Origin of the sequence: Pelagibacterium sp., from assembly GCF_035555455.1 — a bacterium.
Classification (GTDB): domain Bacteria; phylum Pseudomonadota; class Alphaproteobacteria; order Rhizobiales; family Devosiaceae; genus Pelagibacterium.
This window is the reverse complement of the sequence record NZ_DATMGM010000048.1, coordinates 13149-37811: the sequence shown is the minus strand read 5'-3', so window position 1 is coordinate 37811 and position 24663 is coordinate 13149. Positions and strand designations below refer to the sequence as shown.

The following is a 24663-nucleotide window of genomic DNA, read 5'->3' as shown; positions in this document are numbered from 1 at the left end:
GGGCGGGATCAGTCGCGCCCGGATTTCCCTTTCCAATCGAGCGCCGCACCAACGGCGAGGCCGAGGGCCAGCCCGATGCCGATGCCAATGGCGACATTGTTGAGGACCAGGCCGAGCCCCACACCAAGGGCGATGCCGATGGCCACTCCGATGCCCAGTTTCGATCCTTCCATGTCGTATCCTTTCATCGGGCCTTTGCCCGTTGCGTCGTTGCTCGCGTTTCGATTCGCCTGAGCCGGGCCGCTGTTTCTAGCGCTTGTAGCCGAGGCGCGTCGTGGCCGATGGCGCCCAGACTAGCGGATTTTGCATTGCGGGCGCAAATCGCATCGACTTTTCGAGCTTGACATACCGGAAACAAAATGAGAACAAATATGAAACAAGCAATTATATGTCGAGCACCGTCCCTTCGCGTTGCCGCACGGGGCGAATGGTGAAATAAGGAGAACGAGAATGGCGGTTTCACAGCTTCGCGTTATAGACGGGGGTTCGATGGACAAGAACAAGGCGCTTGAAGCAGCGCTCGGGCAGATCGAGCGCAGTTTCGGCAAGGGTTCGATCATGCGGCTGGGGGAGAATACCTCGGTCAATGTCGAATCGATTCCAACCGGTTCGCTGGGCCTCGACATTGCGCTCGGAATTGGCGGATTGCCGCGTGGGCGCATCATCGAAGTGTTCGGGCCGGAAAGCTCGGGCAAGACCACGCTGGCCCTGCATGTGGTGGCCGAGGCGCAAAAGGCGGGCGGCATTTGCGCGTTCATTGACGCCGAACACGCGCTCGATCCAATCTATGCCCGCAAGCTGGGCGTCAATGTCGACGATCTGCTGATTTCGCAGCCGGATGCGGGCGAGCAGGCGCTGGAAATCGCCGATACGCTGGTGCGTTCGGGAGCGATTGATGTGCTGGTGGTCGACTCGGTGGCAGCGCTCACTCCGCGTGCCGAGCTTGAAGGCGAAATGGGCGATTCGCTGCCTGGCCTGCAAGCGCGGCTGATGAGCCAGGCCATGCGCAAGCTGACCGCCTCGATCTCGAAATCCAAGACCATGGTGATCTTCATCAACCAGATCCGCATGAAGATCGGGGTGATGTTCGGCTCGCCAGAGACCACGACCGGCGGTAATGCGCTCAAGTTCTATGCCTCGGTGCGTCTCGATATCCGCCGCATCGGCTCGATCAAGGACCGCGATGAAGTCGTGGGGAACCAGACCCGGGTCAAGGTCGTCAAGAACAAGCTTGCGCCGCCGTTCCGCCAGGTCGAATTCGACATCATGTATGGCGAAGGCATTTCCAAGACCGGCGAACTGCTCGATCTGGGCGTGAAGTCAGGGATTGTCGAGAAGTCGGGTTCCTGGTTCTCCTATGACAGCCAGCGGCTGGGGCAGGGCCGCGAGAACTCCCGCCAGTTCCTCAAGGACAATCCCGAGATTGCCATGCAGATCGAAAGCGGTGTGCGTGAAAGCGCCGGGCTGATCGCCGTCGATCTGATCGCGGCAGGTGGGGAAGACGACGAAGAAGAATAAAAGGCTGGCGGAACGCAGATGTGCACGAATGCCAGCTTGATGAGGGGCGCCGGACATCCGGCGCCTTTCTTGTTGGGCCGAGGCCAGATCACATTGCGCTTGCCGGACGCACGCGATAGAAGGCTTGCTCAGTTTTTGGGCCCTGCGGCATGTGCACGATGCCGGGGCGGCCTTCTGTAACAGACAATGCGGTTTTGGGCCGCAGACAGGGTTTCCGGGCTCGATCATGACAAGCGTAAACGATATCCGTTCGACCTTTCTCGACTTTTTTGCCGTCGAGGGGCACGAGAAGGTCGCGTCGAGCCCCCTGGTTCCACGCAACGATCCCACGCTGATGTTCACTAATGCGGGGATGGTGCAGTTCAAGAACGTGTTCACGGGCCTTGAAAAGCGCCCCTACAGCCGGGCCACCAGCTCGCAAAAATGCGTACGCGCCGGTGGCAAGCATAACGACCTGGACAATGTGGGATTCACGGCCCGGCATCTGACGTTTTTCGAGATGCTGGGCAATTTCTCCTTCGGCGATTATTTCAAGGAACAGGCCATCGAGATGGCCTGGACTCTTGTCACGAAAGAGTTCGGGCTCGACGCGTCGAAACTGCTGGTGACGATCTATCACACCGACGATGAAGCTGCTTCGTTCTGGAAAAAAATCGCCGGGCTGAGCGATGATCGTATCATCCGTATCGCAACGGCCGACAATTTCTGGACCATGGGCGATACGGGCCCGTGCGGGCCGTGCTCGGAAATCTTTATCGACCGTGGTGACCATATCTGGGGCGGCCCTCCAGGCACGCCGGAAGAGGATGGCGACCGGTTCCTTGAATTCTGGAATCTGGTGTTCATGCAGTATGAGCAGACCGGCGACGGGCGGCAGGAACCGCTGCCGCACCCGTCGATCGACACCGGCATGGGGCTGGAGCGCATGGCTTCGATCCTGCAAGGGGTCGAAAGCGTCTTTGAAACCGACATGTTCCGCCACATCATCGATTCCACCGCTTCGGCTGTGGGGCGCGCGCCAACACCTGAGACGGTCGCGTCTTACCGGGTGATTGCCGATCATCTGCGTTCTATGGCGTTCCTGATTGCGGAAGGTGTGTTGCCGGCCAATGAGGGGCGGGGCTATGTGCTGCGCCGGATCATGCGGCGGGCCATGCGCCATGCAACGCTGCTCGGATCGAACGAGCCGGCGATCTTCAAGATCCTGCCATCGCTGGTGCGGGAAATGGGGCAGGCCTATCCTGAGCTGGTGCAGGGTGAGGCGATGATCTCCGAAACCATCCGGCTTGAAGAAGAACGGTTTCTCAAGACCCTCAGCCGAGGTCTTCAGATTCTGGAAGAAGAGACTGTGGGCTTGGGCGAAGGCGATACGCTGGCCGGCGACACCGCGTTCAAGCTCTACGATACCTATGGTTTTCCGCTCGATCTGACCCAGGATGCGTTGCGCTTGCGCGGTGTCGGCGTCGATCAGGCTGGATTCGATTCCGCGATGGAACGCCAGAAGGCTGAGGCCCGCAAGAGTTGGTCAGGCTCAGGCGACGCGGCGACCAGCGCTGTGTGGTTTGCGGTGGCCGACAAGGCCGGGCCGACCGAATTTCTGGGCTATGAGAGCGAAGAAAGCGACGGCGCGGTGTCTGCGTTGGTCAAGGACGGGGCGAGCGTTGAGACGCTGGGGCCCGGCGATGAAGGCTTCATCGTGCTCAACCAGACCCCGTTCTACGGCGAAAGCGGTGGCCAGGTCGGCGATACTGGCACCATGGACAGCGAAGACGGCGCCAAGGTCGTGGTGTTGGATACCACCAAGCAGGCGGGCGGGGTTTTCGCGCATCGGGTGAAGGTGGAGGCTGGCACGATCCGGATCGGGGATGCGCTGACCCTGCGTGTCGATCACGGACGGCGCACGGCGATCCGTGCCAATCACTCGGCGACCCATTTGCTGCATGAGGCGCTGCGCGAGGTGTTGGGCACCCACGTGGCGCAGAAAGGTTCGCTGGTCTCTCCCGACCGGCTGCGCTTTGACTTTTCCCATGCCAAGCCGATGAGCGAGGCCGAACTGGCCGAGGTCGAGCGCATGGCCAACGCTATCGTCTTGCAGAACGCGCCGGTGGAAACCCGGCTGATGGCGGTCGATGATGCGGTCGAAGCGGGCGCGATGGCGTTGTTCGGCGAAAAATATGGTGACGAGGTCCGGGTCGTGTCGATGGGTACGGCGCTGGATGGAGACCGGGCAGGCAAGACCTATTCGATGGAGCTGTGCGGGGGCACCCATGTGCGCCGCACCGGCGATATCGGGCTGGTCAAGATCGTGCAGGAAAGTTCGGTCGCCGCTGGTGTGCGGCGCGTCGAGGCGCTGACTGCGGATGGCGCCCGGGCGCACCTCACCGAACAGGAAGATCAGCTCAAGGCGATCGCAACGGCGCTCAAGGTGTCACCGCGCGATGCCGCCGCGCGGGTCTCGGCGCTGGTCGAGGAGCGCAAGGGGCTAGAGCGCCAGCTTGCCGAAGCGCGGCAGAAGCTGGCCATGGGCGGCGGAACGGCGGCCAATGGTGCAGCGAGCGAAACCATCAATGGTGTGAACTTTCTGGGGCGCGTGGTCGAAGGTTTGCAGCCTAAAGACCTGCGCGGGCTGGTCGATCAGGGCAAGAAGCAGATCGGCTCGGGCATCGTCGTGATCGTGGGAACCACTGAGGACGGCAAGGCCGGAATCGCTGTGGGCGTGAGCGAAGATTTGGTCGGGCGCTACAGCGCGGTCGATCTCGTACGGACCGGCTCGGCGGCGCTGGGCGGGCAGGGCGGCGGCGGGCGGCCCGATATGGCGCAGGCTGGTGGACCGGACGGTGCCAAGGCGCAGGCGGCAGTCGACGCTGTCAGGGAACAGCTCTAGACGTAACGGGCTGGCTGTCGGTTTCCGGACCGGCGGCCTCCTCTGAAGCGGAGACAGGCGCTTGAGCCGGGCGGCGGCGGGCGAAGCGTGCCATCCGCGTTCCCAGAATGGCGCGCGCCGCATCGACGCCGGGTGTGGCGATCCCTGCGGCAACCACGATGGTAAGCCCGATGACGGCAATCGCGTCCGGGTGTTCGCCATAAAAGATGCCGCCGAGCAGGATGGCCCAGAAAATCTGGCTGTACTGGGCCGGGGCGATCTGGTTGGCTGCAGCGCGGCGGGTGGCGGCGATCATCAACAGATGGCCGGTGCCGATGAACAGGCCGATCATGGACAGCATGGCGAATTGGTGTGCCGTCGGCACGATAAATTCTGGAATCATGGCGATGCCGTTGAACACCAGGGCGTAGGTCAGCAGGACGCCGAGCAGCGAAATGCGGCGCTCGGTAGCTGATACCTTCTTGAGCACGATGGCTCCGCCGGAGGCGCCGATGGCCGCGATGACAGCGGACAGATGGCCAAATTCCAGGCTACGGAAACCGGGACGCACCACGAGCATCACGCCGCAAAATCCAATGGCCAGCACCACCCAGCGCATCGGGGACATATGCTCGCGCAGGATCACCACGGATAAAATGGTGACCAGAATGGGCGTGAGGAACACCAGCGCATAGACTTCGGCCAGCGGGATGGTGGTGAACGCGACGGTCACCATCACCATGGAGATGATGCCAAAGACGCCCCGCAGCTGCATGAGCCAGAAATTGTTGAGCTTGAACACGTCACGCCAGCGCTCGCCGCGTGGATTGGTGAGAAGCGCCGGGACGAAGGAAAATGCGGTGATGAAAAAAGCGATCTGGAACACCGACATGGTGTCGCCAAAGCTCTTGATCGCAGCATCGCCGAAAGCGAAGCTGGCATAGGCCGCAAACGCAAACAGGACGCCAACCGGCATCTCGACTACCCAAATCTGAAATGAATGCTCCCGAGATAAAGGGAGCCTTGATCGTTCATAGGCCGGATGGGGCGGATAGTCGAGTGCGGTCAGTCGTTTCGGGCTTTTGGGCCGATCTGCTCGATCACATTGGTCCAGATGAGGCCGGGAAACCCGGCGGGAACCTGTGCCAGGGTCTCGATATCGTCAATCCCCGCCGTGCCGGTATCACCGGCGCCGAATGGGCCCGTGAGAATGATGGTGGTGCCGGCGTTGGTGAAGCGTTCGATGAACAGGTTGGGCCATCCCCACAGGAAAGGCGCGATGTTGATCGGCACCATGATAGCGGTATTGGTGCAGGCTTCGGGCATGATACCGGTCCAGCCATAACCGATATAGCTGCCGAGACAATCGACGAGGCCGCGCCTTGTCCAGACGGTCAGGCCGGGCAGCAAGGCGGCGGCGCGCAAGGTGGGGGCATCGCCGCCATAAGCGCCCCAGAGAGCATCGCGCCATTGAGGGTTTGCGGCGACTAGGGAAGCGAGACGGTCTGCCTCTGTGGCGTCGTTGGATTTGAAATTGACGATGAAGCGGCCGTCGGGGATGGCGGAGAGCACGTCGTCCAATGAGGGCATTGCGCCCGTGCCGGTGCCACGCAGTGGATAGGTCTCGCCGCCGTCCGCGGTATAGCCAAAGCCGATGTCGAGGGTCTTGAGATAGGCCATGGTGTGGCTGCGGGTCTCGCCCGTGCCCGCGGTGCGGCAGTCTATCGTCCAGTCATGGAAAACAGCGAACTGGCCATCGGTGGTGGGGTGGACGTCGAGTTCGACGATTTGCGCACCCGCTGCGAAGGCGGCTTGCATCGAGGGAATGGTATTTTCGAGCAGGGCATGGCGGGGCGGGTAGATGCGCTCGGCGGTGCAGGTGTCGTTTTCGATGCCATCCCGGTCAAAAATCTGGTGCACGCCGCGATGGGCAACGAAGACGGGCTCTCCGGTGGGCGCGGCGGCGCGCCAGGACGCATTGGCCAGCCAGACGCCAAACACGAAAAGGATGACAAAAGCCAGCGCGCCTAGCAGGACCTTTTTCATGTTCGACTCCACTTATGACATTGCATCTGGCACAAAAAAGGCGGCGCTGGAAGCGCCGCCCATATCTCGGAGCAGGGCGGGGTTATTTGCCCATTGCCTTTTGCAGGTTCTCGTCGATGGCGTCGAGGAAACCCATGGTGGTCAGCCAGGGCTGATCCGGGCCGACGAGCAGGGCGAGGTCCTTGGTCATCTTGCCTTCTTCGATGGTATCGACAGTGACCTTTTCCAGCGTGGCGGCGAAATCAGCCAGTGCGTCGTTGCCATCGAGCTTGGCGCGGTGGGCGAGGCCACGGGTCCAGGCGAAGATCGAGGCGGTGGAGTTGGTCGAGGTTTCCTTGCCCTGCTGGTGCTGGCGGTAGTGACGGGTGACGGTACCGTGGGCGGCTTCGGCCTCGACCGTGCGTCCATCGGGGCTCATCAGCACTGAGGTCATGAGGCCCAGCGAGCCAAAGCCCTGCGCAACGGTGTCTGACTGCACGTCACCATCATAGTTCTTGCAGGCCCAGACATATCCGCCGCTCCACTTGAGCGAGGCAGCGACCATGTCGTCGATCAGGCGGTGTTCGTACCAGATCTTGGCGGCTTCGAACTTTTCCTTGAACTCGGCTTCGTAGATTTCCTCAAAAATGTCCTTGAAGCGTCCGTCATAGGCCTTGAGGATGGTGTTCTTGGTCGAGAGATAGCACGGGACGCCACGGCCCAGCGCATAGTTCATGGAAGCGCGGGCAAAGTCGCGGATGGAATCGTCGAGATTGTACATTGCCATGGCGACGCCGGAGCCGGGGGCATCGAAGACTTCGTGCTCGATCTCGGTGCCATCATCGCCGACGAATTTGATGGTCAGCTTGCCCTTGCCGGGGAAACGGAAATCGGTGGCGCGGTACTGGTCGCCGAAGGCGTGGCGGCCGACGATGATTGGCTGGGTCCAGCCGGGGACGAGGCGCGGCACGTTCTTGCAGATGATCGGCTCGCGGAAGATGACGCCGCCAAGGATGTTGCGGATGGTGCCGTTGGGCGAACGCCACATCTTCTTGAGGCCGAATTCTTCGACGCGGGCTTCGTCAGGCGTGATGGTGGCGCATTTGACGCCGACGCCGTGCTTCTTGATGGCGTTGGCCGCATCGACGGTGATCTGGTCGTCGGTCTCGTCGCGCTTTTGTACCGAGAGATCGTAATATTCAAGATCGATGTCGAGATAGGGGTAGATCAGCTTGTCCTTGATGGCCTGCCAGATGATCCGGGTCATCTCATCGCCGTCGATATCAACGACCGGATTTTCGACTTTGATCTTGCTCATACGATACTCCTCTATTGGTGCGGGTGGTGGTTGGTGAAGCCAGCGCCGCCCCTATAGCACTGGCGGGGTAAAGCGCAAAGCTTATGAGCGGCACAAGCGCGCAGGGGGGCGCGCGTAATTCTTGCCATCGCGGGTTGGTGGGATTAGAGCTTTGGCGATTTTTGACCTATTGGGGGCGGCGGGACATGTCCCGGCCGTTCCTCGGCAAGCGTTCAAGCCAGAGTGTGGCGGGCGCAAAGGAGCGCTGGCTGATGGCCGGAACTGACAGCAGCAAGGAATTTGTGTTTCGTCCCGTCCCGGCGGTTATTCTCGTCGCGCCGCAACTGGGAGAAAATATCGGCGCAGCGGCGCGGGCCATGGCCAATTTCGGGCTTTGGGATCTGCGATTGGTCAACCCAAGGGACGGCTGGCCGAATGAAAAGGCGCTGGCTTCTGCGGCGAAAGCCAGCCATGTGATCGAGCGGGTGCGGGTGTTTCCCAGCGTTGCCGAGGCGATTGCCGATCTGCATTTTGTGCTGGCGACGACGGCGCGCAACCGGGAAATGTACAAGCCCGTGATCGGGCCGGATGAGGCGGCGAACGGCTTGGCTGAGCGCATCGGAGCGGGGCAGAAGGCCGGTCTGATGTTCGGGCGCGAGCGCTGGGGGCTCGATAATGACGAGGTGGCATTGGCCGATGCCATTGTGACCCTGCCGGTCGAGCCGGCCTTTGCGTCCCTCAATATCGCGCAGGCGGTGCTGGTGATGGCCTATGAGTGGCGGCGGGCCGCGCTGCGGGACCAGCCATTGCCGTTTGCGGGGGATGCGGGCGAGCCGGCACAGCGCGAGCAGCTGGTGGGGCTTGTCGAGCAGTTGGGCGAAGCTTTGGACCGGGCGACATTCTTCAAGACGGCGGCCAAGCGTCCCGGAATGATGAACAATATCCGCGCCATGTTTGCCCGTGCCGGGTTCAACGCGCAGGAGGTGCGCACCTTGCGCGGGATCGTGGCGGCGCTCGACCGACGCCATGAGAGGGCCAATCCCAACAGGCCGCCCAAGCAGGAAAATGGCGACGACTGAACCCCTCAGTTGCCGGGGGCGGGGATGGGCGATACGCTTGGCGTCTTGAACCCGCCTCGATCTGATCTCAGGATTTTCATGGCAAAGCCAGTTCCGCCAGTCGGGGGACTTAGTGTCGGTACACCGCAAAGCGGCATGGGGTTCATGCTGCTGGCGGTCCTGCTGGTGCCGTTCAGCGATGCCCTGTCGAAAAGCCTGACCGGGGTTCTCAGCCCGTTCGAGATTGCGTTCTGGCGTTATGTCTTTCAGATGGCGGCGCTTGGGCTGGTGCTGATCGCGTTGCGGCGCAGGCCGGTGTGGGGGCCATGGCACCTGATGGTTCTGGGCGGGTTGACATCGGCGGCAACGCTCGCGGCGCTGATCGGCGCGTTCGTGACCATGCCCATCGCGACAGCGATTGCGATCTTTTTTGTCGAGCCGTTGATCCTGACGGTTCTGGCGGGACCATTTCTGGGTGAGCGCGCCGGAGCCCGTCGCTATGTGGCCGTTGGTGTGGGGTTGATCGGGGCGCTGATCGTTATCCGCCCGAGCTGGGATATTTTTGGGTGGAGTTCGCTTCTGCCGCTGATCGCCGCAACTGCATTTGCTGGCAATGCCATCGTGATCCGCAAGCTCTCGCCGGTGATGGATGCGGTATCGATCCAGTTCTGGTTCGCAGTGGTGGCGCTGATTGCCATTGGTGGCGGACTGCTGGCGTTGGGGCGGTTCGAGCTGATCGGTGGCATGGGCGGGTATGATCCTGATGGCCCGTGGGGGCAGCTTCTGTTCATGGGAATGCTGTCGGCCTTCACGTTCTTCCTGTTTTCCGAGGCGTTTCGCCGGACCCCCGCAAGCACATTGGCACCCTTTCAGTATCTCGAAATTGTCGGGGCAACGGCGGTGGGCTATGTGTTTTTCGGTGATTTTCCTGACAAATGGACCTGGGTGGGGACCGCAGTGATCCTCGCTTCCGGATTGTATGTGTTCCAGCGGGAGCGCAAACGGGGAGAAATCATCGGCCCAGCGACCTATGGCGAGGCCAAATAGCCCGGCGCGCTTGACTTTCCGGCCATGGCTTCATAGAAACCGCTCATCCCGAATGGCCTTGCCGTCCGGGAGAGCCACCCGGGACCGTCGGTTTGCCGTATTCGGTCCGGCCTTTATGGCTGGACCCGTTCACGTTTTTCGCACGGTCTGTCGGTTTCGCCCTTTGGGCGGAGCAGAGGAGGGGCGCTGTCTTTAACTCTGATTCTGAAGAGGACATGCGATGTCAAAACGTCATACGCAGAAGCATAAAATCGATCGCCGCCTTGGCGAAAACATCTGGGGCCGTCCGAAGAGCCCGGTCAACGCACGTGCCTATGGCCCCGGCCAGCACGGTCAGCGCCGCAAGGGCAAGCTTTCGGACTATGGCATTCAGCTCCGCGCCAAGCAGAAGCTGAAGGGCTATTACGGCTCGATCACCGAAAAGTCGTTCCGCCGCGTTTATGAAGAAGCTGCCCGTCGTCGTGGCGATACCGGTGAGAACCTCATCGGAATTCTGGAAAGCCGCCTGGACGCGATCGTTTACCGCGCCAAGTTCGTGCCGACCGTCTTTGCTGCGCGTCAGTTCGTCAACCACGGCCACGTGCAGGTGAACGGCAAGCGGGTCAACATCCCGTCCTACAACGTGCAGCCCGGTGACGTGATCTCGGTGCGTGACCGCTCCAAGCAGCTCGTTGTGGTTCTCGAAGCCGTCCAACTCGCCGAGCGCGATGTTCCGGATTATATCGATGCCGACCATTCCAAGATGACCGCGACCTATGTGCGCGTTCCGGCACTGGGCGATGTGCCCTATCCGGTGCAGATGGAACCGAACCTCGTCGTCGAATTCTATTCGCGCTAAGCGAATATCAGAGTTTCAAAAGAAAGGGCCGCCCGGTGGGGCGGCCCTTTTTTGTTGGTTCAGATGGTCTGCGGGGTGGGCAGATCCCCGTCGATGGGAGGGAATTCAACCTCGGTGTCGAGGAAGCGCGGATCGTCATAATCGACCCCCAGATCGGCCTCATAGGGAATGTGCGCTTCAAAGGCGCGCAGACGCTTGTAAACCGAGATCAGCGCGATGATCGTGGTCCAGGAGTTGGCGAGGAACTGGAAAGAATTCTCGACCTGATTGAAGGCATTGCTGATCTGCTGGAACAGACCAAAGGTCAGCGCACCCGCCGCGATGGTCGGAGACATGGCGATCAGCGGTACAAAGTTCGACCCCTGAAGATAGATGTATCGCGCGACGTTGAAATAAAGGTAGTGCCAGTAGAGGCGGAAGTAGTTGCGCTGGACTGCCTTGAAAAAGTCGCGGGTCCGGGTGGGACGGGCGCGTTCGGCATGGTCTTCGCCATAGACGAGTTCCTTGCGGAAGGCGGCTTCCACCCGCTGGTTCTGAAACTCCAGCCCCGGCAACCTGACGCCGACCAGACCCAGCAGAACTGTGCCTGCGGCGGCGGAAACCAGGGCAACCCACACCAGACTGCCATCCACGGCACCGACCAGCGGAAGCACGGTAATATTCTGTGACAGTTCCCAAAGCAGTGGCAGGAAGACCAGCAGCGTCATGATCGAGCCGATAAGGGTGACGGCCAGACCTTCGACAATTGCCGCAAACCTCTGGGTATCTTCCTGAATACGCTGGGCAGAGCCTTCCACGTGCCGGAGGTTGGTCCAGTTGGACATGTAAAAGAACGTCATTGCGCGGCGCCAGCGGAACAGATAGTGCGCGATGAAGAAGGCATTGAGCACCAGTGCCCCGATGCGGGGTAACAGGACGTAAAGCACTGTCCACAGTTCGGACGCCAGGGTGTCGAGTGAGACTGAACCGGGCTCGGTCAGCGCTGTCTGGATAAGGTTGTAGAACTCTCCGTACCAGGCGTTCATCCATGCGCCGATCTGCACGTCGAAAAAGACGATCTCGACGATGGATACGCTGCCGACGACCGACCACCAGAACCAGCGCCTGTTGCCGCCAATCCAGTACCAGGGAATGCAGAACAGATAGCCGGCTAATAAGATGTATTGATAGAGCCAGACCCGGTCGGCCGTGAGGAATGGATCGGGATCGAGTTCGGTTGGTGTTTGGCTCAGGATATTGCCGAGCGAAAACAGAGCGCCAAGATCGTCGCCGATCGTGAACCAGGCGAGCATGCATAAGCCCGCCCAGATGAGGGCGGCGGGGAAAAATATTCTGGGATTGGGGAAGAACGATCGAAACATGGCGTCCTCTGGTTAGAAAGAGGAGACTCTTGGTTCAAACCCGCCTCCCTAAGGTGATGTAAAGCCTCGTTAACGGCACTGACAAGACCAACCAGCGCTGCCAATTTGGCCAATGCCGGGCAATTGAGCAGTTTTTGAAAAGAATCTCGGCAAGCGGGTTCAATGGGCCGCAAGGGTTCGCTGTCACTATGGCGCGGACCGGACAGCCCCACATGTGCCGGGCAGACCGGTGCCTCAACGGTTCAATGCAACCTTGTACTGCGTCACTGGGCCGGGTGGACCCTGCAAGAGGATTTCCCACCCGGCCTGTTTTTTTGCATTCCGGCTTGCCTGCCCTTTCCCGCCAGACGCGCGGCATGTATCAACATGGCGTGCCGGGCGGTCCGGCACACGACCTATTCGCGGGTGTGCTGCCATGAGTGTTGCCGAGCCGATGAGCGCTTCGGATGAAGCCTGTCCGGAGCTGTTTCTGAATGCGCCGGGAACGGTTGAATTCAACAAACTGCGCAAGCGCCTCAACCGGCAGGTGCTTGAAACGATGGGCACCTATGGCATGGTCCGGCCCGGGGCAAAGTGGCTGGTGGCGCTATCGGGCGGCAAGGACAGCTATGGACTGCTGGCGGTGCTGCTGGACCTAAAATGGCGCGGATTGCTGCCGGTGGAGCTGTTGGCCTGCAACCTCGACCAGGGCCAGCCGAACTTTCCCAAACATATCCTGCCCGATTTCCTCACGCGCAATGGTGTTCCCCATCGCATCGAATACCGCGACACCTATTCGGTGGTGACCAGCAAGCTGCCGCAGGGCGCAACCTATTGTTCGCTGTGTTCACGCCTGCGGCGCGGGCATTTGTACCGGATCGCCCGGGAGGAGCGGTGTTCGGCGCTGGTGCTGGGGCATCATCGCGAGGATATCCTCGAAACGTTTTTCATGAATTTGTTCCATGGCGGCAGGCTGGCCGCGATGCCGCCCAAACTGCTCAACGATGACGGGGATGTCGAAGTCCTGCGACCGTTGGCGCAGTGCGCGGAGCCCGATCTGGCCCGGTTTGCCGAGGCCATGGAGTTTCCGATCATTCCCTGTGACCTGTGCGGATCGCAGGACGGCTTGCAGCGCAATGCGATGAAGGCCATGCTCGATGATATCGAACGCAGGATGCCGGGGCGCAAGGATGTCATGCTGCGGGCTCTGGGTAATATCAACGCCAGCCACATGCTGGATCCAAAACTGTTTGATTTCGCCATGTTGTCAGCGGAGGCAGGGCAATGAATATCGAGCGTCTGACGGCGATTTTGCGCGAGGCGGCAGCAGCCGAGATCATGCCGCGGTTTCGCCGGCTCGATGAAGGCGATATCCGCACCAAATCCCATATCCACGATCTGGTGACCGACGCGGATGAACAGGCCGAACGGGCAATTACCACGGCCATCAAGGCCGCTTCGCCGCATATGGTCGTTATTGGGGAGGAGGCCGTTTCGGCAAACCCCAGGCTGCTCGACACCGATTTCGGAAACGATACGGTGATCTATGTCGATCCCGTTGACGGAACGTGGAATTTTGCCGCCGGACTTCCGCTGTTTGCGGTGATGGCGGCGGTGGTACAGCGCGGCGAAGTGGTCTCGGGCGTCATCTATGATCCGGTCGGTGATGACTGGGTGATGACCGAGCGCGGCTGTGGGTGCTTCCAGGTGTTTCCGGACGGACGGATGGTGCGGCAGCACTTTGCCGAACCGGTATCTGTCGATCAGATGGTGGGCACGGCTTCAACGGCCTATATCCCGAGCGCAAAGCGGGCGGAAGTGCTGGGCAATATGGCCAAAGTGCATATCATGGCCAGCTATCGCTGCGCCGGTCATGAATACCGGCTGGGGGCCGGCGGGCACCTCGATTTCCTGATGTACAACAAGCTCACACCTTGGGATCACGCGGCGGGCTCGCTGATGATGGCGGAGTCGGGGGCTCACGTCGCCCATCTGGATGGGACAACCTATCGACCGGCCCATCTCGAAGGCGGCCTGCTGGTCGCCTCCGACATAGAAAGCTGGGACGCGCTGCGCCGTGAGGTGTTCACGATCTGACGCTGACGCAGTGCTGCGTGTTAGTGAAGATCGGCTGGCGGGCCGTCCTTATATTCTTCGCCGACCCCGAACAGCTTGCCGTTCTCGGCGATGAGGACGCAGCCGATGGCGAGCAGGCCGAAGATGAAATAGCCGGCCGCGATTGGGGTAACCGACCCATCGAAAAAGCTTCCGATATAGGTTCCGAGCAGGGCGCCGCCTACGGTCTGGATGAAGCCGAAGACCGAGGACGCGGTGCCAGCGACGGCGCCAAGTGGTTCCATGGACAGCGAATTCATGTTTGAGGCCGTCCAGCCGAACATGAACATGATCATGCACAACAGCGTCATGAACAGCCAAAGCGGCATATCGATGGTCATTGCGAGAACAAGCCAGATGGCGCTCAACGCGGTGAATACCAGAATGGCCCCATGGCTGAGCCGGCGCATGCCAACGCGGCGCACCATGCGCGAATTGGTGTAGGACGACACCGACATCAGCGAGGCCTGGAACGCGAAGGCGACCGGAAACAGCGTGCCCAGATCATAGACCCCGACATAAATCTGTTGCGAGGTGTTGATGAACCCGAACAGCGCGCCAAAGATGAAAGTGCCTGCCAATCCATACATGATGGCCATGCGGTTGGTCAGAACGATGCGGAAACCGTCCAGAACTACGGCAGGCCGCAAGGGCCGACGATGCTGGGGGGCAAGCGTTTCGGGGAGACGCAAGAAGGTCCAGATCGAAATGACCAGCCCGAGCACCGCCATGAAAATGAAGATATATTCCCAAGGTCCGGTGAGTAGGATCACCTGTCCGATGGCCGGCGCGATGACCGGAATGATCATAAATACCATGAAAACCAAGGACATAACCTCAGCCATGGCGCGGCCCCCGAACCGATCACGCACGATGGAGGTGGCGATGACCCGCGTGCCCGCCGCTCCCATTCCCTGCACAAACCGCAGCACCAGGAGGGTAGCGAAATTGGGAGAGAACACGGCGGCAAAGGCAGCGACCACATAAACGGCCAGGCCGACAAAAAGCGGTGCTCGTCGGCCAAACCGATCGGACAGCGGTCCGAACGCGAGTTGGGCTACGCCGAACCCGAGCATATAAGCGGTCAGGACGAACTGGCGGTCATTTTCATGGAGAACGCCGAGCGCTTCGCCCATGTAGGGCAGGGCGGGCAGCATCACGTCGATGGCCAGTGCGTTGAGAGCCATCAGCCCGGCGATGAGGGCAATGAATTCTGGCCGAGATACATCTCGGGTCGCTGTCGCAGTGGTTGTCATGAAAAACCTTGAAAAATGGCAAGGCCGGGACACCATAGCCCAGCCTTGTCGTTCAAGACTGACTGTCAATGGCGGATTTGGCAACCCCTCGGCATTTGCTTAGCTGGGGCTGCTCCCAACAGCTTGATCTTCAACATCAATTCGGTTGAAAGCAAAAGGCCCCGCGCGGTGTCGGGGCCCTCTGGTCTGCAAGATTGGAACGGTGATCAGGCGGTTTGCTTGACCGTAATGCCGGCCTGTTCGAGATGAGTCTGCAACTCGCCCGCCTGGAACATCTCGCGCACGATATCGCAGCCACCGACGAATTCGCCCTTGATGTAAAGCTGGGGAATGGTTGGCCAGTTGGAATAGTCCTTGATGCCCTGGCGCAGTTCGTCGCTTTCCAGAACGTTGGCGGACTGATAGTCGACGCCGAGGTAGTTCAGGATCTGGACGACCTGGCCGGAAAAACCGCATTGCGGGAAATCGGGGGTGCCCTTCATGAACAGGAAAACATCGCTGGACTTGACCTGCTGGTCGATGAAGGTGTTGGTTTCGCTCATGGAATTGTCCTTTCGGCGCTGGGTGGGCGCATCGGTCTTTACCGATAAATAGGATATCGCCGGGGCGGTGTCGAGGGTTGGGCGGGGATCAATTGCCGCGCCGGGTCGCGCCGAGGCCGTTGAGGACTGCGCGCGGGATGGAAAAGTCGGCAATGACATCGTTGTGCTGGCGGAAACCGCACAGTTCGCGCTGGACGAAATAGGCCCATACCGCCTGCTGTGCGGCGGCAAGTGCTTGTGGATGCTGATCTTTTTCAGCATCTTTGTAGGCGGCTACGGATTGGGCAACGCGCTTTTCAGCGGCCCCGAGCGAGGATGCCCGCTCGGCGGCGATCTCGTGTTCGAGGACGGCATAGCCGCCCTCGGGGTTGATGGCCCGGATCAGATCGAGGCTGTCTTTAAGGCTCATTCGAGCCTACTCCGGAGCACTTGTCTGGAGAGCAAGGGCGTGTAATTCACCGCCCATATTGCCCTTAAGTGCTTGATAAACCATCTGATGTTGCTGGACACGCGACTTGCCCCGGAACGCTTCGGAGACGACGGTGGCAGCGTAGTGGTCGCCATCGCCGGCGAGGTCACGGATGTCAACGGTGGCATCTGGCAGAGCCTGTTTGATGAGACTCTCGATTTCGACGGCATCCATTGGCATGTCGCGCTCCATATTCAGTGGTTTGAGGAGATTGTAGCCTCCATGAAGGTGGGAAACCAGCCTTCGTAGGCGGCTTCCAAGTCCTTGATGGATATGGGCTTTGCGTCTCCCAAATTCAAGGTCTGGCCGCCAGTGACGCCGATCGCGACGGCGCTGACCGGCGCATCGGCAACGATCCGACCGGCTTCGCCAGGAGTCGCGGTCACAATGTAGCGACCCTGATCCTCGGCAAACCACGTAGGCAAATGTTGAGTGGAAAATGAGTGGACTTGTGCCCCCATCATACCCGAGATGGCAGATTCTGCGAGCGCAACTGCGAGGCCACCATCCGAGAGGTCATGGACCGAGCGAACCCGGCCCGAACGGATGAGGGACAACACGTAGAGCCCGGCCTGCTTTTCGTGATCGAGATCGACCGGGGGAGGGGTGCCTTCATCGCGGCCGAGAATGTCGCGCAGATAGGCGGATTGCCCCATATGCTCGCCCCAGCCTTCGGGGGCGCCGATAAGGATGATGACATCGCCTTCGCCGGCAAAGCCCAGGCGGGCCATTTTCGCATGATCCTCGATCAGCCCGACACCGGCAATGGTGGGGGTGGGCAGGATGCCGCGCCCGTTGGTCTCGTTGTAGAGCGACACGTTGCCCGAGACGATGGGGAAATCGAGGGCCGTGCAGGCCTCGCCGATGCCTTTGATGGCATGGACGATCTGCCCCATGATTTCGGGGCGCTCGGGATTGCCGAAATTGAGGTTGTCGGTAGCGGCGAGAGGCTCGGCACCGGTAGCGATCAGGTTGCGCCAGCATTCGGCAACGGCCTGCTTGCCGCCCTCATAGGGATCGGCCTCGCAATAGCGGGGATTGACGTCGGAGGAAAAGGCCAGCGCCTTGCTGGGGTGGCCATCGACGCGAATGACACCGGCATCGCCGCCGGGGGTCTGGAGTGAATTGCCGCCGATCAGCGTATCGAACTGCTCATAAACCCAGCGCCGCGAGGAGTTGTTGGCCGAATTGAGCAGGGCCAGAAGACCCTTGGCAACATCGCCTTCGGGAAGGGTCGAGTTGTCGAACGGAGCAGGCACGGTGGGCGCAACCCAGGGACGATCATATTCCGGGGCTTCGTCGCCCAGATCCTTGATCGGCAGGTTGGCGACTTCCTTGCCCTCGAACAGCACACGGAAGCGTAGATCGTCGGTTGTGCGGCCAACGGTGGCGTAATCGAGTTCCCACTTTTCGAAGATCTTTTTTGCGGATTCCTCGTGGTCGGGATGCAGCACCATGAGCATACGCTCCTGGGACTCCGAGAGCATCATCTCATAGGGCGTCATGTGCTCTTCGCGCACCGGGACGGCATCGAGGGTGAGTTCGATGCCCAGATCGCCCTTGGCGCCCATTTCCACGGCAGAGCAGGTGAGGCCCGCCGCGCCCATGTCCTGAATGGCGATCACCGCGCCGGTGCCCATCAGTTCGAGACAGGCTTCGAGCAGGCGCTTTTCGGTGAACGGATCGCCGACCTGAACCGTAGGGCGCTTTTCATCGATGTCGTCGCTGAATTCCGCGGACGCCATGGTGGCGCCGCCAACGCCATCGCGCCCGGTGCGGGCACCCAGATAGACGACGGGACGGCCGACGCCCTTGGCTTCGGAGAGGAAAATCTTGTCGGCATCGGCGAGACCAGCGGCAAAGGCGTTGACGAGGATGTTGCCGTTGTAGCGTTCGTCGAACTGGACTTCACCGCCAACGGTGGGCACGCCAAAGGCGTTGCCATAGCCGCCGATGCCGGAGACGACGCCGGAGACCAGATGACGGGTCTTTTCGTGGCCAGGTTCGCCAAAGCGCAGGGCGTTCATGGCAGCGACAGGACGCGCGCCCATGGTGAACACGTCGCGCAGAATGCCGCCAACGCCGGTCGCCGCGCCCTGATAGGGCTCGATGAAGCTCGGGTGGTTGTGAGATTCCATCTTGAAGACGATGGCCTGTCCGTCCCCGATATCGACGACACCCGCGTTCTCGCCCGGCCCCTGAATGACGCGCGGGCCGGTGGTGGGCAGGGTGCGCAGCCACTTCTTGGAGCTTTTGTAGGAGCAATGCTCGTTCCACATGGCCGAGAAGATGCCCAGTTCGGTGTAGGTGGGCACGCGCCCGATCAGGTCCTGAATCTTCTGGTATTCCTCAGGGGTCAGGCCGTGGTCGGCGACGAGTTCGGGGGTGATGTCGATGTCGTTGCGGAATGTCATGTCAGCCATGGGGAAACTGGAGTGGAAAGAGGTTTGGGGCGGCGAGGGTGGACAGAGGCCCCCTCATCCGAGTTTTCGCTGTTGCGAAAACCCACCTTCTCCCCGAGGGGAGAAGGGAGCGGAGGCTGTGGGAGCGTGGGGGCAGAGCCGGGGCGCTGCCGGTTACTGGATCCCGGATCAAGTCCGGGATGACGGGGGTGGGTGGGAGCCTCTGAAGCTGATCACACTCACCGGCGTCGTCCCGGGCGAAGACCCGGGAACCAATATGCTCAGTGGTGCGGTGGGACTCGGCGCTCCGCTCATCGCCATCCCTTCTCCGACGAGGGGAAAAGGGGGCTCTTTTGGCAAGCAGATGGGCAAGGGCCGGGGCGCTGCCGGTTACTGGATCCCGGATCAAGTCCGGGATGACGGGGGTGGGTGGGAGCCTCTGAAGCTGATCACACTCACCGGCGTCGTTCCGGGCGAAGACCCGGGAACCAGTATGCTCGGTGGTGTGGTGGGCTGAGCGTCCCTCAACCCCGGTCCGTCGTCCACGATTACAGGCGAGCGGTGTGGGGGCGTGCAGGGCAATCCCGGGATGTGAGGGGAGGGATGCGCTGGGCCCGGGCATGGCGGTCAGCCCAGAAGGCCGGTGAACAGGGCTCTGCCGTCCACGCCGCCGTGGGCGGGTTCGATCAGGTTTTCCGGGTGGGGCATCATGCCAAGCACGTTGCCTGCGCGGTTGGTGATCCCGGCGATGTCGTTGAGCGACCCGTTGGGGTTGGTTCCCTCGGCGTAGCGGAACACGACCTGGCCGTTGTCTTCGATCTGTTTGAGGGTATCGGCGTCGGCGAAGTAATTGCCGTCGCGATGCGCGATCGGGCAATTGATCACCTGACCCTGGGCGTAGCCACGCGAGAACGGCGTGTCAGCATTAGCCACTTCGAGCCGAATCTGGCGGCAGACGAAGTTGAGCGAGGCGTTGCGCATCAAGACGCCGGGCAACAGACCAGCCTCGGTGAGGACCTGGAAGCCGTTGCAGACGCCCATGACCCGCACGCCGCGCTCGGAGCGCTCGCGGATGGTCGCCATGATGGGGGAGCGGGCGGCAATCGCGCCTGGACGCAGATAGTCGCCGTAGGAAAAACCGCCGGGAACGACGATCAGATCGACGTCGGGCAGGTCGGTGTCCTTGTGCCAGACGACGGTGGGGGCGTTGCCGCTGACACTGGTCAGGGCGGCGATCATGTCGCGTTCGCGGTTAAGGCCGGGAAAGACAACGACAGCGGACTTCATCGCGCAGGTCTCGCTTTTGAAAAATGGGGGCTGTACCGGATGGCCGCCTTGTCGGGATTCTTGCGGTAAATTGCAAGGGGAATCTGGTGGCGCGCGAATTTGTATCAGCGGCGCGGGAAATAAAGAAAGGCCGGAAGCGGTTCCGGCCTTTTCTTGTGCTTATTGCCCTGACGGGCCCTGGCAGGCGCTCAGACGACCGGAACGGTCCCGTAAGCGGCGACCATGACGCCAAGGGCGATAAAGAACAGGGCCGAAAGGGAAAGGGTTTTCAGCATTGCAGGCATACTCCATGGCGCGCGCGGAGCGCGACAAACTGTGCGGACTTACAATAAAATTGAACAGTTAACCGATGATCTCTACGGCGTAATTTTCGATCACCGTGTTGGCGAGAAGCTTCTCGCACATCCGTTCGAGTTCCGCCTTGGCGGAAACGGGATCGGTGGCGGAAAGTTCCAGATCGAACACCTTGCCCTGTCGGACCGAGTCCACGCCGGAAAATCCCAATCCTTCGAGGGAGCCTTCGATGGCCTGACCCTGGGGGTCGAGCACACCGTTCTTCAGGGTGACGATGACGCGGGCTTTCATGATGCTGTCCGGGTATCCTTTATGGGAAGGCGGGGCGGGGGAAAAACGAAAAAATTACTGAACGAGACGGGGGCCGGTGGTGAGGGCATTATCCGCCTCAACCAGAATGCCGAGCCGCTGGGCCACTTCGCGATAGGCATCGACAACGCCGCCAAGGCCCTCGCGGAACCGGTCTTTGTCGAGCTTGTTGCGGGTCTTGACGTCCCACAGGCGGCAATTGTCGGGGGAAATCTCGTCGGCGAGCACGATGCGCATCATGTCGCCTTCATAAAGACGCCCGCACTCGATCTTGAAATCGACGAGCTGGATGCCGACGCCCATGAACAGGCCGGTGAGGAAATCGTTGACGCGCACGGCCAGTGCCATGATGTCGTCGAGCTCCTGCGGACTGGCCCAGCCGAACGCGGTGATGTGCTCTTCCGACACCATCGGATCGCCCAGGGCATCGTCCTTGTAATAGAATTCGATGATCGAACGGGGCAGCTGGGTGCCCGATTCGAGACCGAGCCGCTTGCACAGCGACCCCGCCGCCACATTGCGCACCACCACCTCGATGGGGATGATCTCGACTTCGCGGATCAGCTGCTCGCGCATGTTGACGCGGCGCACGAAATGGGTGGGGATGCCGAGCTGGTTGAGACGGGCGAAAATGAATTCGGAGATACGGTTGGTGAGCACACCCTTGCCGTCGATGATTTCGTGGCGGGTGCCGTTGCCAGCCGTGGCATCGTCCTTGAAGTGCTGAATCAGCGTGCCGGGTTCGGGGCCCTCGTAAAGGTCCTTGGCCTTGCCTTCATAAATCTTGCGACGACGGTTCATTTCACCTGTCCGTGGATTGCGCGGCGAGCGATAGTTGGATTTCGGGGCACTCATGCGCCCTTTTGACGGCTCAATGCAAGCCCTTTCATGGGCTGCGACCGTTCGCTGGGAACCAGTATAGCGATTCCCCGCGCGGGAGGGCGCGAAAAGCTGTCGCAAGGGGGAAATGCCCGGATGGCGGGCGGGTGCGCGGCGGGTTGCGGTTGAATGTGGGGTGGGGAACGCATATTTTGAGAGGGACCCAAACGCGACGCCAAGGAGCCGCAGATGTCCTCATTCGACGACCGCCAGAAGGGCGAGGAAGCCAAATTCGCCCATGACGCCTCCCTGCGGTTTCGGGCAGAGGCGCGCCGCAACAAGCATCTGGCCCAGTGGGCCTGTGGGGAACTGGGGATTGCCGATGACGACGCCATCGCCAATTACCTCGCGGAAGTGATCGCCATTGACATGACGCAGGCGGGCCACGCGGACGTGGTGGCCAAGCTGCGGAGCGATTTCGAGGCCAAGGGGCTCGATATCAGCACCCACGCGATCGAGGCCAAGGTGGCCGAGTTCGATATGCGGGCCAAGCAGGAAATCCTGTCAGAGGGTTGAGGCTCAGGTCGCGGCGATCAGCGCCTCGACCTCTTCAAGCCGGGCTGCTTCGGCAGCCGGCTTGTCCCAGCGGATGCGGTTGATGCGGGGAAAGCGCAGGGCGACGCCGGATTTGTGGCGCGTCGAGGGCTGGGCGCTGTCGAAGGCCACTTCAAACACCAGGGATTTCTGCACCTCGCGCACCGGGCCGAAGCTCTGGAGCGTGTGGGAGCGGACCCATTTGTCGAGTTCGGCCAGTTCGGCGTCGGTGAAGCCGAAATAGGCCTTGCCGATGGGCACGATCTCGTCGTCGCGCCAGACGCCGAAGGTGAAATCGGAATAAAACGACGAGCGACGGCCATGGCCGCGCTGGGCGTACATCAGCACCGCATCGACCAGATTGGGATCGCGCTTCCACTTGAACCAGTTGCCGCGCGGACGGCCGGGCACATAGGGCGCGGCGCGCTGCTTGAGCATCACCCCTTCATGGCCGTGCAGCGTCGCGCCTTCACGGCGCAGGGCGGCGAGGTCATCCCAGGTGGAAAAATCCAGTAGCGGGGAAATATCGAGGCGGGTCTGCACGGTGGTGGCGAAGAACGATTCGAGGCGCTGGCGGCGCTCAGTCCAGGGGAGCGCTCGGATATCCGTGTTGCCGTCGAACAACATGTCATAGACGCGCACAAAGGCCGGGGACTCGGCCATCAGCCTGGCGCTGGCAGTCTTGCGGTTGAGGCGCTGCTGGAGGGCGTTGAACGAGGCGGGTTCGAAATCATGCCCGACCAGCAATTCGCCATCAAGAACGCCGTGACCGAAGGCGGCGTCGGCGAGATCGGGGAAGGCGGGGGCGATATCGTCGCCGGTGCGCGAGAACAGCGAGACGCCGTGGGGCCCGAGGATGAGCTGGATGCGGATGCCGTCCCACTTCCATTCGGCGGCGAAATCGGCGGGGTCGAGTTCGGCGAAATCGCGGGCCTCGTCGATGGGGTTGGAGAGCATGAGGGGATGGAAACGGGCGGCGTGGTGGATGGCGGGTTTCTCGGCCTTGCCTTCGAGCCAGGCGAAGAGAGGTTCATACGGGCTGGCGATGCCGTGCCAGATTTCCTCGATGTCCTGAAGCTCGACGCCGCTCATTTGCGCGAGCGCGGTCTTGGCCAGCCGGGCGGAAACCCCGATGCGCAGGGCGCCGGTGGCGAGCTTGACCAGCGCCCAGCGCTCATTGGTCTGGGCGCTGGTGAGCAATTGGGCGATGAGGGTGGGGAGTTCCGATCTGGCGGTGGTGTTGAGCAGATCGACCAGCGCGCCAAGGGTGGGCAGATCGCGGCCCTCGCCGGAGTGCGGCCAGATCAGCGCGATGGTTTCGCCCAGATCGCCGACATAGTCGTAGGAGAGGGCAAAAAGGTGTGGATCGACTTCGGCCAGAACCACATCCTTGAGCCGAGAGGCCTTCACCTGATCGAAGCTCAATTCGCCGGTGAGCACGGCCAGGGCATAGCCGCGATCGGGATCGGGGGTGGTGGCGAAATAATGGGCCAGCGCCTCGATCTTGCGGTTGCGCGAGGGGGTGAGGACGAGGGTTTCGAGCAGGCGGGCGAAGGCTTTCATGCGTCCTCGTCTTCTTCGCCATAGCCCTGAATATCGAGCGGTTCGGCGGTCAGTCCATCCTTGCGGCACTGATAGACGAGCGCATCCTCGCGGCCATGGGTGACCCAGATGGTCTGGGCACCGGTATCGGCAATGGTCTGGAGCAATTCGGGCCAATCGACGTGATCGGAAATGACCAGTGGCAGTTCGACTCCGCGCTGGCGGGCGCGCTGCTTGACGCTCATCCAGCCCGACGCCATGGCCAGAACCGGATCGGGGAAGCGGCGGCTCCAACGGTCCTTGAGCGCCGAAGGCGGCGCGATGACGACAGCGCCGGCAAGCTCAGAACGGTCGGCCTCGGTGGCATGGCGCAACGGGCCAAGGGGGATGCCGCGTTCCTCGTAGAGCGCGCAGAGGCGCAGCATGGAGCCATGCAGATAGATGGGCAGATCATAGCCGGCGGCGCGCAGCAGGCCGATGACCCGTTGCGCCTTGCCCAGCGCATAGGCGCCAACGATATGGGCGCGGGCCGGATATTCGGCGAGGGAGCGGAGCAGGCGGGCGATCTCGGAGGCCGGATCGGGGTGCTGGAATACCGGCAGGGCAAAGGTCGCCTCGGTGACCAGCAGGTCGCATTGCACCAGTTCAAACGGCTGGGCGGTGGCGTCAGGCCCGCGCTTGTAATCGCCGGTGACGACGACCCGCTGTCCATCCTGTTCGATGAGCACCTGCGCCGAGCCCAAAATATGACCGGCGGGATGGAGCGAAATGCGCACGCCATCGATATCGAGGGGTTTGCCATAGGGCAGGGGCTGGAAACTGCCCGCGCAATCGGGGCCGTAACGCGCCTGCATGATGGCAATGGTATCGGGGGTGGCCAGCACGCTGCCGTGGCCGGGCCTTGCGTGATCGGCGTGGCCATGGGTGACGATGGCGCGGGCGCGCGGCGTCAACGGATCGATATAGGTGTCGATCCGGGCGATGTGGAGATTGCGGTCTAGGACGGGTGCGCGCGCCATGATGGGGCAAACGCGCGGCGAACCGTTCG

Annotated in this window: 23 protein-coding genes; 8 read left to right on the top strand and 15 right to left on the bottom strand. The window is 61.5% G+C overall.

Annotated features, from left to right (window positions below):
* Window positions 1-8: 8 nt before the first annotated feature.
* Window positions 9-173 (bottom strand): glycine zipper domain-containing protein, encoded by a 165-nt coding sequence (locus VNS12_RS09845; protein WP_325487656.1) that lies wholly within the window; start codon window positions 171-173, stop codon window positions 9-11.
* 277 nt (window positions 174-450) lie between these two features.
* Between VNS12_RS09845 and recA the strand changes: the two genes are divergently transcribed.
* Window positions 451-1518 (top strand): recombinase RecA, encoded by a 1068-nt coding sequence (recA, locus tag VNS12_RS09840; RefSeq protein WP_325487655.1) that lies wholly within the window; start codon window positions 451-453, stop codon window positions 1516-1518.
* Between the two features lie 226 nt (window positions 1519-1744).
* Window positions 1745-4402 (top strand): alanine--tRNA ligase, encoded by a 2658-nt coding sequence (alaS, locus tag VNS12_RS09835; protein WP_325487654.1) that lies wholly within the window; start codon window positions 1745-1747, stop codon window positions 4400-4402.
* On the opposite strand, the gene VNS12_RS09830 is transcribed toward alaS, so the two are convergent.
* From VNS12_RS09830 to VNS12_RS09820, 3 genes are all read right to left on the bottom strand, one after another.
* Window positions 4386-5357, bottom strand: a complete 972-nt coding sequence (locus tag VNS12_RS09830) for a DMT family transporter (protein ID WP_325487653.1) — start codon at window positions 5355-5357, stop codon at window positions 4386-4388. The genes alaS and VNS12_RS09830 overlap by 17 nt on opposite strands.
* Window positions 5358-5446: 89 nt before the next feature.
* Window positions 5447-6427 (bottom strand): glycerophosphodiester phosphodiesterase family protein, encoded by a 981-nt coding sequence (locus VNS12_RS09825; protein WP_325487652.1) that lies wholly within the window; start codon window positions 6425-6427, stop codon window positions 5447-5449.
* Window positions 6428-6509: 82 nt separating this feature from the next.
* Window positions 6510-7724 carry an NADP-dependent isocitrate dehydrogenase gene (locus tag VNS12_RS09820; protein WP_325487651.1) on the bottom strand — a complete coding sequence of 405 codons (1215 nt, stop codon included), beginning with the start codon at window positions 7722-7724 and terminating at the stop codon, window positions 6510-6512.
* A 185-nt stretch (window positions 7725-7909) separates the two neighbouring features.
* Between VNS12_RS09820 and VNS12_RS09815 the strand changes: the two genes are divergently transcribed.
* From VNS12_RS09815 to rpsD, 3 genes are all read left to right on the top strand, one after another.
* On the top strand, window positions 7910-8782 hold the full coding sequence (locus VNS12_RS09815) for an RNA methyltransferase (protein ID WP_325487650.1): 873 nt from the start codon (window positions 7910-7912) through the stop codon (window positions 8780-8782).
* Between the two features lie 78 nt (window positions 8783-8860).
* Window positions 8861-9808: a DMT family transporter gene (locus tag VNS12_RS09810; RefSeq protein WP_325487649.1), complete on the top strand. Its 948-nt coding sequence runs from the start codon at window positions 8861-8863 to the stop codon at window positions 9806-9808.
* Window positions 9809-10028: 220 nt separating this feature from the next.
* On the top strand, window positions 10029-10646 hold the full coding sequence (gene rpsD, locus VNS12_RS09805) for a 30S ribosomal protein S4 (RefSeq protein WP_325487648.1): 618 nt from the start codon (window positions 10029-10031) through the stop codon (window positions 10644-10646).
* Window positions 10647-10705: 59 nt separating this feature from the next.
* Here rpsD and sbmA read toward each other — a convergent pair whose 3' ends face one another.
* A complete protein-coding gene (gene sbmA, locus VNS12_RS09800; protein ID WP_325487647.1) occupies window positions 10706-12007 on the bottom strand; it encodes a peptide antibiotic transporter SbmA in 1302 nt (433 codons plus the stop codon).
* A 433-nt stretch (window positions 12008-12440) separates the two neighbouring features.
* Between sbmA and ttcA the strand changes: the two genes are divergently transcribed.
* Together ttcA and VNS12_RS09790 are read left to right on the top strand one after the other, a co-directional pair.
* A complete protein-coding gene (gene ttcA / locus VNS12_RS09795) occupies window positions 12441-13274 on the top strand; it encodes a tRNA 2-thiocytidine(32) synthetase TtcA (RefSeq protein ID WP_414693104.1) in 834 nt (277 codons plus the stop codon).
* On the top strand, window positions 13271-14083 hold the full coding sequence (locus VNS12_RS09790) for an inositol monophosphatase family protein (RefSeq protein WP_325487645.1): 813 nt from the start codon (window positions 13271-13273) through the stop codon (window positions 14081-14083). Before ttcA ends, VNS12_RS09790 begins: the two co-directional genes overlap by 4 nt.
* A 20-nt stretch (window positions 14084-14103) precedes the next feature.
* Here the strand turns inward: VNS12_RS09790 and VNS12_RS09785 are convergent, their stop codons facing one another.
* The 8 genes from VNS12_RS09785 to purC form a co-directional block, all read right to left on the bottom strand.
* Window positions 14104-15357: a multidrug effflux MFS transporter gene (locus VNS12_RS09785; protein WP_325487644.1), complete on the bottom strand. Its 1254-nt coding sequence runs from the start codon at window positions 15355-15357 to the stop codon at window positions 14104-14106.
* A 206-nt stretch (window positions 15358-15563) separates the two neighbouring features.
* On the bottom strand, window positions 15564-15899 hold the full coding sequence (gene grxD, locus VNS12_RS09780) for a Grx4 family monothiol glutaredoxin (RefSeq protein WP_325487643.1): 336 nt from the start codon (window positions 15897-15899) through the stop codon (window positions 15564-15566).
* 88 nt (window positions 15900-15987) lie between these two features.
* Entirely contained in the window at window positions 15988-16308 is a 321-nt protein-coding gene (locus tag VNS12_RS09775) for a DUF6665 family protein (RefSeq protein WP_325487642.1), read from the bottom strand.
* A 6-nt stretch (window positions 16309-16314) separates the two neighbouring features.
* Window positions 16315-16548 (bottom strand): BolA family protein, encoded by a 234-nt coding sequence (locus VNS12_RS09770; protein WP_325487641.1) that lies wholly within the window; start codon window positions 16546-16548, stop codon window positions 16315-16317.
* A gap of 14 nt (window positions 16549-16562) precedes the next feature.
* Window positions 16563-18782, bottom strand: coding sequence for a phosphoribosylformylglycinamidine synthase subunit PurL (gene purL, locus VNS12_RS09765; RefSeq protein ID WP_325487669.1), 2220 nt, complete (start codon window positions 18780-18782; stop codon window positions 16563-16565).
* Between the two features lie 615 nt (window positions 18783-19397).
* Complete coding sequence (gene purQ / locus VNS12_RS09760; RefSeq protein ID WP_325487640.1) at window positions 19398-20057, bottom strand: phosphoribosylformylglycinamidine synthase subunit PurQ; 660 nt, start codon at window positions 20055-20057, stop codon at window positions 19398-19400.
* 342 nt (window positions 20058-20399) lie between these two features.
* Complete coding sequence (gene purS / locus VNS12_RS09755) at window positions 20400-20645, bottom strand: phosphoribosylformylglycinamidine synthase subunit PurS (protein ID WP_325487668.1); 246 nt, start codon at window positions 20643-20645, stop codon at window positions 20400-20402.
* Between the two features lie 51 nt (window positions 20646-20696).
* The gene (purC, locus tag VNS12_RS09750; protein ID WP_325487639.1) at window positions 20697-21461 is read right to left on the bottom strand and encodes a phosphoribosylaminoimidazolesuccinocarboxamide synthase; all 765 of its coding nucleotides are present in this window, start codon (window positions 21459-21461) and stop codon (window positions 20697-20699) included.
* A gap of 267 nt (window positions 21462-21728) precedes the next feature.
* Here purC and VNS12_RS09745 point away from each other — a divergent pair, with 267 nt between their 5' ends.
* A complete protein-coding gene (locus tag VNS12_RS09745; protein ID WP_325487638.1) occupies window positions 21729-22055 on the top strand; it encodes a DUF1476 domain-containing protein in 327 nt (108 codons plus the stop codon).
* Window positions 22056-22058: 3 nt separating this feature from the next.
* Here the strand turns inward: VNS12_RS09745 and VNS12_RS09740 are convergent, their stop codons facing one another.
* A complete protein-coding gene (locus VNS12_RS09740; RefSeq protein ID WP_325487637.1) occupies window positions 22059-23636 on the bottom strand; it encodes a cisplatin damage response ATP-dependent DNA ligase in 1578 nt (525 codons plus the stop codon).
* A complete protein-coding gene (locus VNS12_RS09735) occupies window positions 23633-24634 on the bottom strand; it encodes a ligase-associated DNA damage response exonuclease (protein WP_325487636.1) in 1002 nt (333 codons plus the stop codon). The genes VNS12_RS09740 and VNS12_RS09735 overlap by 4 nt, the downstream gene beginning before the upstream one ends.
* Window positions 24635-24663: the final 29 nt, after the last annotated feature.

Bases quoted from the DNA above. Each gene is read 5' to 3' on its own strand.
- VNS12_RS09845 (WP_325487656.1), bottom strand. From the start codon at position 173: ATGGAAGGATCGAAACTGGGCATCGGAGTGGCCATCGGCATCGCCCTT.
- recA (WP_325487655.1), top strand. From the start codon at position 451: ATGGCGGTTTCACAGCTTCGCGTTATAGACGGGGGTTCGATGGACAAG.
- alaS (WP_325487654.1), top strand. From the start codon at position 1,745: ATGACAAGCGTAAACGATATCCGTTCGACCTTTCTCGACTTTTTTGCC.
- VNS12_RS09830 (WP_325487653.1), bottom strand. From the start codon at position 5,357: ATGCCGGTTGGCGTCCTGTTTGCGTTTGCGGCCTATGCCAGCTTCGCT.
- VNS12_RS09825 (WP_325487652.1), bottom strand. From the start codon at position 6,427: ATGAAAAAGGTCCTGCTAGGCGCGCTGGCTTTTGTCATCCTTTTCGTG.
- VNS12_RS09820 (WP_325487651.1), bottom strand. From the start codon at position 7,724: ATGAGCAAGATCAAAGTCGAAAATCCGGTCGTTGATATCGACGGCGAT.
- VNS12_RS09815 (WP_325487650.1), top strand. From the start codon at position 7,910: ATGTCCCGGCCGTTCCTCGGCAAGCGTTCAAGCCAGAGTGTGGCGGGC.
- VNS12_RS09810 (WP_325487649.1), top strand. From the start codon at position 8,861: ATGGCAAAGCCAGTTCCGCCAGTCGGGGGACTTAGTGTCGGTACACCG.
- rpsD (WP_325487648.1), top strand. From the start codon at position 10,029: ATGTCAAAACGTCATACGCAGAAGCATAAAATCGATCGCCGCCTTGGC.
- sbmA (WP_325487647.1), bottom strand. From the start codon at position 12,007: ATGTTTCGATCGTTCTTCCCCAATCCCAGAATATTTTTCCCCGCCGCC.
- ttcA (WP_414693104.1), top strand. From the start codon at position 12,441: ATGAGCGCTTCGGATGAAGCCTGTCCGGAGCTGTTTCTGAATGCGCCG.
- VNS12_RS09790 (WP_325487645.1), top strand. From the start codon at position 13,271: ATGAATATCGAGCGTCTGACGGCGATTTTGCGCGAGGCGGCAGCAGCC.
- VNS12_RS09785 (WP_325487644.1), bottom strand. From the start codon at position 15,357: ATGACAACCACTGCGACAGCGACCCGAGATGTATCTCGGCCAGAATTC.
- grxD (WP_325487643.1), bottom strand. From the start codon at position 15,899: ATGAGCGAAACCAACACCTTCATCGACCAGCAGGTCAAGTCCAGCGAT.
- VNS12_RS09775 (WP_325487642.1), bottom strand. From the start codon at position 16,308: ATGAGCCTTAAAGACAGCCTCGATCTGATCCGGGCCATCAACCCCGAG.
- VNS12_RS09770 (WP_325487641.1), bottom strand. From the start codon at position 16,548: ATGCCAATGGATGCCGTCGAAATCGAGAGTCTCATCAAACAGGCTCTG.
- purL (WP_325487669.1), bottom strand. From the start codon at position 18,782: ATGACATTCCGCAACGACATCGACATCACCCCCGAACTCGTCGCCGAC.
- purQ (WP_325487640.1), bottom strand. From the start codon at position 20,057: ATGAAGTCCGCTGTCGTTGTCTTTCCCGGCCTTAACCGCGAACGCGAC.
- purC (WP_325487639.1), bottom strand. From the start codon at position 21,461: ATGAACCGTCGTCGCAAGATTTATGAAGGCAAGGCCAAGGACCTTTAC.
- VNS12_RS09745 (WP_325487638.1), top strand. From the start codon at position 21,729: ATGTCCTCATTCGACGACCGCCAGAAGGGCGAGGAAGCCAAATTCGCC.
- VNS12_RS09740 (WP_325487637.1), bottom strand. From the start codon at position 23,636: ATGAAAGCCTTCGCCCGCCTGCTCGAAACCCTCGTCCTCACCCCCTCG.
- VNS12_RS09735 (WP_325487636.1), bottom strand. From the start codon at position 24,634: ATGGCGCGCGCACCCGTCCTAGACCGCAATCTCCACATCGCCCGGATC.